The following is an 8,700-nucleotide window of genomic DNA, read 5'->3' on the forward strand; positions in this document are numbered from 1 at the left end:
GCCGGAGACCATCCAAGGAAGGCGAAAGCACCGACCGACACGGTCGCGCCCCACGAATCAGCAACCCGCACCGATCCAGCCCGGCAGGAACAAAAAGCCGCTACGACACCAAACCCGACGTCAAACCACTACCGACCCACCCACCTAGAAGCAGGCTGCACCGCAGCTTACACAGCGCGCTCCAGCATCAACAGAGCGGCCTTGGCGTCCGGCCCACCAACGTATCCTCCCGCACTGCCATCGGAACGGACCACACGATGGCAGGGGACGACGACGGGCAGCGGGTTGGTGGCGCACGCCGTACCCACGGCGCGGACGGCCTTGGGATTGCCGGTGGCGAGTGCCACCTGGGCGTAGCTTTCGGTATGTCCGTAGCCGATCCGCGGCAGGTGGGCCAGGACCTCGCGCCGGTACCCGCTGGACAGGCTCAGGTCCAGCGGCAGATCGAACCGGCTGCGGGTCCCGCTGAAATATTCCTCCAACTCGCGGACCACGGGCTCCAGACGGTGTGCTGACTTCAAAATGCGGGGACTGATCCGTGCCGACAGTTTCTCCAGCACGTGGTCGTGGTTTTCCCGTTCGTAGGCGACCCGGAGCAGACCCTGGGCCGTGGCGGCAAGCAGCAGCGTGCCCACGGGGGTGTCAATCGTGCGGTAGGTGATGTCCAGATCGCCGCTCCGCTCGGCGGCGGCGGCCAGCCGGGCGTGGAGCCGTTCCAGGACGGGCTCCTCCGCATAACCCAGTGGCGCCAGGAGGGCGGCTGAAACAGCCTCCTGCGGGTCCATTGCAGGCGGATCCGCCTGGGCATTTTCCGGGTGCTGGCGGTTCCCTGTCGTCGGGTCGGTGTTCATCGGTTCCCTCCTTTCGGGAGCGCGGGGACGTAGTTGCTGCGCAGGTTCCGGATGCCGTCGGACGCCGCCCGGCGCGCGGCCTCGGTGCTGCCGCCGATGATTGAGGCGACGTCCTTATGTGGCAGCCCAGCCAGGTAGTGATAGGCGACGGCCTGCCGCTGTCGGGGAGGCAGGTCCGCGACGGCCTGGAGCAGTTCCGCCTCCCCGCTGCCCGGCAGGCCAAGCGTTGAGTGCTGTTCGGGAAGATCGGCAAGCGGGCCCGCCCGGCGGCCACGGGCACGGATCATGTCCAGGGCCTTGCGGTGCGCTATGGTTACCAGCCAGGCCTCGGTGTTGGCCTCGACGGGGAGCCGCGGGTACGCCTTCAGAGCCGAGATGAACGTTTCGGACCAAGCGTCCTCGGCATCATCGGGGCCGACGACGGCGCGGCAGACCCGCAGCACGGTACCGCCATGGTCGTGGACGACCAATTCGAACGGCTTTTTAATATCCATTACTTTGCAGACGACCGATCGGCCCAGTTTGTGAGGTTGCCCATCAGTCTTCCTTGGTTCCAGCCTGTCGCCGTAGCCGCCATCGAGCGGCGGCATCCGGATTTGCGGGCGGCAGCGATCAGATTAAGGATAGCCAGCGTTCCGGGTTCACGGCGCAGGGACGGCCGGCTCTATCGAGTTGGGCTTACGCTGTGCCGTGACACCGATTCCGGCCACCACCACCAGCACGATTCCCAGCACGGCGCTGGGCCGCGGGATCTGGCCCAGCACGGTCAGTCCAATTCCGACGGCGATGGCCGGTTCCAGGCTCATCAGCGTCCCGAATGCGGGCGCCGGCAACCGGCGCAGCGCCATCAGTTCCAAGCTGAAGGGAATCACGGGCAACAGCAGCGCCAGGCCGAAGCCAATCACCAGCAGCTGCCAGTTCAGCTGTGCGAAGACTGCCGGTCCAACAGCGATCGTCGCCACGACAGCGGCGACGGGCATCGAAATACCCAGCGCATGCAGGCCTGTTACTTCGTCACCGGCCCGTTGGGTCAGCACAATATACGCGGCCCAACATGCGGCAGCGCCGAGGGCGAACAGAACGCCAACCGGATCGGTGTGTCCCCGCCACGGCTCGGTCAGGGCAACAACTCCGGCCGCAGCGACTAAGGCCCACCAGCGGCTCGTCCCCCGGCCCCGAACGACGGCAACGGCAAGCGGCCCCGTGAACTCCAGGGCGCTTGTGGTGCCCAGCGGTAACCGCACCACGGCCGCCATGAAGAACATGGTCATCCCGGCCGTCACTATCCCGAGGAGTATGCAGGTCCGCAGTGTCGCAGGGCTGAACGGGGTCCGCCAGGGACGCGCGAGAGCCACAATGATGACGGCGGCCCATACCAACCGCAGCCAGGCCACTCCCTCGGGGCCGAGCTGCGCGGACAGTCCCACCGAAGCGGCCAGGCCCAGCTGCACACAGCACATGGCCGCGACGGCCATCGCCGTACCGGAACGGACGCCGTCGTGCTGACGTGGAGGAGACATCTATCCAGTAGACACGCATCATTCGTTCGTGTCCACGTGACAATCGTGTACAAAACGTCCGGGAATCGTGCACAATCAAGTCATGGAAACCCGACGGCTGCAGTTGTTGTTCGAACTTTCGCGCGTGGGCTCAATGCGCGGGGTTGCCGACCTGCTCGGCCTCACGACCTCGACGGTGTCCCAGCAGATCGCCGTGCTGGCGCGTGAGACGGGCACTGCTTTGCTGGAACCGGTGGGCAGGGGCGTTCGGTTGACCCCGGCCGGACGCCGGCTCGCCGATCATGCGGCAACGATTCTGGCCGCAGTGGAGACCGCGTACAGGGACCTGAGTCCCGATGCCGAGCCAAAGGGAACGCTGCGCGTGGCAGGCTTCGTCACTGCGGTCCGGCGAAGCCTCATGCCGATCGTCAGCGAACTTGCCGGCACGCACCCGGACATTCATATCGACGTGCGGGAGCACGAGCCGGCCGAAGCCCACGCACTGCTTGCCGCCGACGCCGTGGACCTTGCGCTGACTTACGACTATAACCTTGCTCCGGACAACGCCCGCGCCTATGACTCGCTGGCCCTATGGTCGGCTCCGTGGAGCCTTGGCGCTCCGGCCCAGGAGGCATCGAATGCGCACGGGGACTCGCCGGCGGTCTTCCGGGCTTTCCGGAAGCATGACTGGATCGGCAACTCCCGCAACCGTGCGGATGAGGACGTGGTCAGGTTGATCGCCTCCATGGCGGATTTCGAACCCAATCTGCGCCACCAAGCCGACAGTTTGGATCTGGTGGAGGACCTGATTTTGGCCGGAATGGGAGTCGGACTGCTCCCGGCCGATCGTCCGCCCCGAGCCGGAATAACCCTCATTCCGCTCAGCGGGCCCGATGTGCGGCTGCGTGCCTACGCCCGCACCCGCCGCGGCCGCGGCAGTTGGGCACCGCTGGCTTTGGTCCTGGGCCAGCTCACGGCGGGCACGGCGGGACCGGTAAGTCCCCACACCCGGTAGATTAGGAGAGGCCTTTGCACCGGCCGTTGCCGTCGTGCCCTGTTCCTTCAGGGGCGCCAGTTCCGGCAGCGGGTGCATCCAACTGCTCAAGAAACGGATTCCACGCGTGGTCCTTCGTCTTTCCACCCTGTTCCTGCGTACTTTGCGCGAAGATCCCGTCGACGCCGACGTTGCGAGCCATAAACTGCTGATCCGCGCCGGTTACATCCGCCGCGCGGCACCGGGAATTTACACCTGGCTGCCGCTGGGTCTGCGGGTGCTGCGCAAGGTGGAAGCGATCGTCCGCGAGGAAATGGCGGTCATCGGTGCGCAGGAGGTGCATTTTCCCGCGCTGCTGCCCCGGGAGCCCTACGAAGTCACCAACCGCTGGACCGAGTACGGCGACGGCATCTTCCGGCTGCAGGACCGCAAGGGAGCGGACTATCTGCTGGCGCCCACGCACGAGGAAATGTTTACCCTGCTGGTCAAGGACCTCTACAGTTCCTACAAGGACCTGCCGCTGAGCATTTACCAGATCCAGAACAAGTACCGCGACGAGGCGCGTCCGCGGGCCGGTCTGCTGCGGGGCCGGGAGTTCATCATGAAGGACTCCTACTCCTTTGATATCGACGACGACGGGCTGGCCGCCAGCTACGAAGCCCACCGCGGCGCGTACCTGCGTATTTTTGCGCGGCTTGGCCTGGAAGTCGTGCCCGTGGCAGCCACCTCCGGAGCGATGGGTGGCTCGCGCAGCGAGGAGTTCCTGCATCCGACAGCCATCGGGGAAGATACCTTCGTCCGCTCCGCCGGTGGCTACGCGGCCAATGTCGAGGCTGTCACAACGGTGGTTCCCGCCGCGATCGATTTCAGCACAGCTCCGTCGGCGCGGGTCCTGGACACCCCTGACACCCCCACGATCGCCACTCTGGTGACCGCCGCCAACACGCTGGCACCGCGGGACGGGGCCGAGTGGACCGCGGCCGACACCCTGAAAAACGTCGTGCTGGCCGTGGATCTGCCCACCGGTGAACGCCAGCTCGTGGTGATAGGCGTACCGGGGGACCGGGCTGTGGACCTGAAGCGCATTGAGGCAAACATCGGCTCCTTCCTGCCGATCGGCGGGGAAATTGGCGTGGAACCGGCCAACGACGAGGACCTTCGGAAGGTTCCGCAGCTGGTCAAGGGTTACATCGGCCCGGGCCTCAGCCTGGATGAACCGGTCCTCGGAACCGAAGGCACGTCCAAACTCCTGTACCTGGTGGACCCACGGGTGGTGTCCGGCAGCAGCTGGGTCACCGGTGCGAACGCTGCCGGGAAGCACGTGTTCGGACTGGTAGCCGGGCGCGACTTCGGCTGGGACGCGGTGATTGAAGCCAGCGAGGTCCGCGCCGGAGACGAGGCGCCGGACGGCTCCGGTCCGCTCGAAGCCGCCCGCGGAATCGAGATGGGCCACATCTTTGCGCTGGGCCGCAAATACGCCGAGGCGCTGGACCTGAAGGTCCTGGACCGCAATGGGAAGCTGGCTGTGGTGACCATGGGGTCCTACGGGGTCGGGGTAACACGTGCCGTGGCGGCCCTGGCCGAGTCTTACCACGACGATCGGGGTTTGACCTGGCCGCGGGCGGTGGCCCCGGCGGACGTCCACGTTGTGGCGGTGGGACGTGGCGAGGAGATTTTCGCCGCGGCCGCCCAGCTGTCCGGCGAACTGGAAGCGGCCGGGCTTGAGGTCATCTACGATGATCGGCCCAAGGTCTCTCCCGGCGTCAAATTTGGCGACGCGGAGCTGCTGGGCGTCCCCACCATCCTGGCCGTCGGCCGCGGACTTGTGGACGGCGTCGTCGAAATCAAGGATCGGGCCAGCGGTGAGGCACAGAATGTGCCCGTCGGCGAGGCTGCCGCATTCGTGTTGAACCTGGCGCGCCGGTGAGCGCACCTGCCCGGCGGCGGGCGTCCGGTGGACCCGGCCGCGCCCGGCGCTGCCCGTCGTCGTGATCTCCGGATTTGAACACATCCAGCTGGGCACCATCATCCTGGTGGTGGTGGCCGGATTTGCCGCCGGCTGGGTGGACGCCGTGGTGGGCGGGGGAGGCCTGATCCAGCTGCCGGTGATGCTGCTGGTGCCCGGCATTACGCCGGTCCAGGCCCTGGCGACGAACAAAATGGGATCGATCTTCGGGACCACCACCAGCGCGGTGACTTACTACCGGCGGGTGGGACCGGATCTCCGGACGGCCATCCCGATGGCGGTGATCGCCCTGGGCGGGAGTTTTGGCGGGGCAATCATTGCCGCCAGTCTGCCGCAATCGGTCTTTAAGCCGATTATCGTCGCAGCCCTGATTGCGGTGGCACTTTTCACCGCGCTCAAACCGTCCGTGGGTGAGCTGACTGTGCTGCGGCACAGCGGGCACCGGCACTATTTGTTGGCTTGCCTGATTGGCGGCGTGATCGGTTTCTACGACGGAATGATCGGACCAGGCACCGGATCATTCCTGATCATCGCCATGGTGACGCTGATGGGTTACGCCTTCCTGGAAGCCAGTGCTAAGGCCAAGATCGTCAATATGGCAACCAACGTGGGCGCCCTGCTGTTCTTCCTGCCGCACGGTTCGCTGCTCTGGGGCGTGGGGCTGCTGCTGGGGCTGGCAAACATGTGCGGCGGCTATCTGGGCGCACGGACCGCCGTGAAGCAAGGCAGCAAATTCATCCGGATCGTTTTTCTGCTCGTGGTGGGGGTGCTGATCCTCAAGCTCGGGTCCGATGTCTGGAACGATAACTTCGCCTCCTAACACGGACATCGAACGCTTCACAGGGTTTTGAGCTGATGGGCCGTCGGCAGCCCGTCCAGCGTCCTGCCGGCCAAGGTGCTTGCCACCCACAGCGAGCGGGCAGCGTCACCGCCGTGGCCCGGTTTAGAAAAGTACCAGAGGGCGTTATCCACCTCCCGGGCAATGCTCCACTGCCGGGCCAGCTCACCGTCCAGTCCGGCGGCGCTGCTGAGTTCCGCGCAGCGCGCGCGCAGCGCGGGCTGCGGATCGGTGCGGGAAAGGTCCGGAATCCGGTTCCACAGGCACGGCGCCACACCGAACTCTGCCTCACCGATGGTGGGCTGCGGGTCGATGGCGGCATAGTCGTCCGTTCCGCTGCGGCCCAGGATATTCATATAGTGCAGATCCGAATGCACCAGGACGTCCTTGGCCACCCTGCGCCCCACCGCACCGCGGGTCTGGCAGACCTCCAGCGCGGTCTCCAGCAGCCAGCGGTCAAAGGGGCGTCCCAGTCGTTCCCACTCCGCCGGCAGGTCATCGCTCCAGCGCTCCGCGGTTTCGGCAATGTGCGGCAGGGCTGCCCAATCCGGCCGGTCATCCGGCACCAGCGACAGCTGGCGAACCAAGCTTCCCCACACGGCGGTGGCCTCATCCATGGGTACGCTGTGCAGCCAGCGCCCGGCGTCCATGCGTTCCAGAACCATCGCGCAGCGCTGCTCGTCCGCGTGCAGCAGGCGCACCGCTCCGTTCCCAGCCCAAAGCCGCAGCGCCACCGGTTCCAGCAGGGTCTCGGCATAGGGAAAAGCGACCTTGAGCACGGCGGGTGCGCCGTCGTCGTCCAGCACGGGGACGACGATGCCGGCCGACCCGTTCCAGGGCTCCTGGCCGGGCGCGAGGGTGACGCGCAGATTCCAGCGTTGCAGACATTCGCTGACCAGCGCCGGCAGTCCGGCCAGCCACGCACGGCGCTCAGAGCTGTTGCCGTAGCGGCGCTGCAGGTCGGCGGGAATCGGGACGGCGGCGGGCACGTGCCAAGCCTACCTGCGCCAGCGCCGCTTGGGGTCAGGTGCGCATCAGCCGACGATGCCGCTGGCTCCGAGGAGATGGCCGATCACGTAGGTCGCGGCCAGAGCCAACGCGCCGCCGATAACCACGCGGGAGGCCGCCCGGACACGGGAACCTCCGCCGATGAACGCGCCCAGCCAGCCGGTGAGGGCGAGCGCGATCAGCACGGCCCCGAACGTAACCGGAACGCGCCAGGCTTCGGGTGGCAGCAGAATCGCCAGCATCGGCAAGATGGCGCCCAGAGTGAAGGAAACGCCGGAGGCAACCGCGGCATGCCAGGGACTGACGACGTCTTCCTGATCAATGTTCAGCTCAATGGAAAGGTGCGCCGCCAGAGCGTCGTGCTCGGTGAGCTCTGCAGCCACCCGCTGCGCCGTGCCGAAGGACAGTCCCTTCGCGCGGTACAGCGCGGCCAATTCTTCGAGCTCCTCGTCCGGCTGTTCCTCCAGCTCACGCCGTTCCTTCTCGATCATGGCCCGCTGGCTGTCGCTCTGGCTGCTTACCGAGACGTACTCGCCCAATGCCATGGAGATGGCTCCGCCCACCAGTCCGGCCATGCCTGCCGTCAGAATAGGCCCCGTGTTCGTTGTCACGCCGGCCACGCCGACGACAATGGCCGCCACGGAGACGATGCCGTCATTGGCGCCCAGCACACCGGCGCGCAGCCAGTTCAGCCGCTGCGCAAGGTCGTTGTTGTGCGGTTCGTCGGGATGAGGCGTAATTTCGTGGACTTCGCTCATGATCCCAGCAAAGCACGTGGAGCGCGGAGGAGCCAGCAAGGCAAGGATTTCCTGCTGCGGGGTCTCCGCCCGGTGGATCCCCGGTTAGGGCGCGGTCTGCGTGCCCGTGGTTTCGTCCGGCATGCCGGGCAGCACCCGGATAGGCTGCTGCCACAACTGTCCGTTTCCCGCGGTCTCCAGCAGTGCCGCGATGGCCATGGCGCGGCTGGACGGAACGGATTCATTGGCCGCCGGGCTGAGCGCGATCAGATCGCCGTAAAGCAGGCCCAGCTGGTCCTCGAGTCCGGACAGTGCGGCGGCGGGGTGCATGGTGAAATCCGGTGCCAGTGTGTAGCCGGGCTCAAGTGCCGGAAGTGGCAGGCACCGGGAGCGCAGCATCGCGGACAGCTGCGAGAGGGTTTCTTCGTGCTCGGAGAGGATGTCCACGGCCTGGCTGGACGCCGGATTCGTCAAGCGGGTAGCGGACACCTGATATGCATAGACGGCTTTGTGCTCAGCAACGACGGCGGCGGTCAGGGCTTGGTCTTCAGATACGCCCGTGGCTGGCTGGTCCGGCGGCGCGCAGGTCGCTGGTGACGACGATGAGTACGACGGCGTGGACGCGGGCGACGACGAGGACGTGGACGCGGACGCGGGTGACAACGGCGAGGATGTTGACGCGGGTGACGACGGCGAGGATGTTGACGCGGGTGACGACGGCGAGGATGTTGACGCGGGTGACGACGGCGAGGATGTTGACGCGGGTGACGACGGCGAGGATGTTGACGCGGGTGACGACGGCGAGGA

Annotated in this window: 10 protein-coding genes; 3 read left to right on the forward strand and 7 right to left on the reverse strand. The window is 66.5% G+C overall.

The window, feature by feature from the left end:
• Window positions 1–167 precede the first annotated feature (167 nt).
• The 3 genes from IV498_RS18015 to IV498_RS18025 form a co-directional block, all read right to left on the reverse strand.
• Window positions 168–785 (reverse strand): methylated-DNA--[protein]-cysteine S-methyltransferase, encoded by a 618-nt coding sequence (locus IV498_RS18015; protein WP_269048464.1) that lies wholly within the window; start codon window positions 783–785, stop codon window positions 168–170.
• 62 nt (window positions 786–847) lie between these two features.
• Complete coding sequence (locus IV498_RS18020) at window positions 848–1,345, reverse strand: RNA polymerase sigma factor (RefSeq protein ID WP_269048455.1); 498 nt, start codon at window positions 1,343–1,345, stop codon at window positions 848–850.
• A 147-nt stretch (window positions 1,346–1,492) separates the two neighbouring features.
• Window positions 1,493–2,371 (reverse strand): EamA family transporter, encoded by an 879-nt coding sequence (locus IV498_RS18025; protein WP_269048456.1) that lies wholly within the window; start codon window positions 2,369–2,371, stop codon window positions 1,493–1,495.
• 67 nt (window positions 2,372–2,438) lie between these two features.
• On the opposite strand from IV498_RS18025, the gene IV498_RS18030 reads away from it, so the two are divergent.
• The 3 genes from IV498_RS18030 (at window position 2,439) to IV498_RS18040 (ending at window position 6,130) form a co-directional block, all read left to right on the forward strand.
• Window positions 2,439–3,365: a LysR family transcriptional regulator gene (locus IV498_RS18030; RefSeq protein WP_269048457.1), complete on the forward strand. Its 927-nt coding sequence runs from the start codon at window positions 2,439–2,441 to the stop codon at window positions 3,363–3,365.
• A gap of 106 nt (window positions 3,366–3,471) precedes the next feature.
• Window positions 3,472–5,271 carry a proline--tRNA ligase gene (locus IV498_RS18035; protein ID WP_269048458.1) on the forward strand — a complete coding sequence of 600 codons (1,800 nt, stop codon included), beginning with the start codon at window positions 3,472–3,474 and terminating at the stop codon, window positions 5,269–5,271.
• 61 nt (window positions 5,272–5,332) lie between these two features.
• Entirely contained in the window at window positions 5,333–6,130 is a 798-nt protein-coding gene (locus IV498_RS18040) for a sulfite exporter TauE/SafE family protein (RefSeq protein WP_269048459.1), read from the forward strand.
• A gap of 17 nt (window positions 6,131–6,147) precedes the next feature.
• On the opposite strand, the gene IV498_RS18045 is transcribed toward IV498_RS18040, so the two are convergent.
• The 4 genes from IV498_RS18045 to IV498_RS18060 all read right to left on the reverse strand — a co-directional run.
• The gene (locus tag IV498_RS18045; RefSeq protein WP_269048460.1) at window positions 6,148–7,137 is read right to left on the reverse strand and encodes an aminoglycoside phosphotransferase family protein; all 990 of its coding nucleotides are present in this window, start codon (window positions 7,135–7,137) and stop codon (window positions 6,148–6,150) included.
• 45 nt (window positions 7,138–7,182) lie between these two features.
• Complete coding sequence (locus IV498_RS18050; RefSeq protein WP_269048461.1) at window positions 7,183–7,914, reverse strand: VIT1/CCC1 transporter family protein; 732 nt, start codon at window positions 7,912–7,914, stop codon at window positions 7,183–7,185.
• An 84-nt stretch (window positions 7,915–7,998) separates the two neighbouring features.
• Complete coding sequence (locus tag IV498_RS18055; protein WP_269048462.1) at window positions 7,999–8,556, reverse strand: DUF4439 domain-containing protein; 558 nt, start codon at window positions 8,554–8,556, stop codon at window positions 7,999–8,001.
• Window positions 8,441–8,700, reverse strand: a 260-nt coding sequence (locus IV498_RS18060; RefSeq protein WP_269048463.1) for a hypothetical protein, incomplete at its 5' end; no start/stop codon positions are given. The genes IV498_RS18055 and IV498_RS18060, both read right to left, overlap by 116 nt.

Origin of the sequence: Paenarthrobacter sp. Z7-10 (assembly GCF_026932795.1) — a bacterium.
Lineage (GTDB): Bacteria > Actinomycetota > Actinomycetes > Actinomycetales > Micrococcaceae > Arthrobacter_M.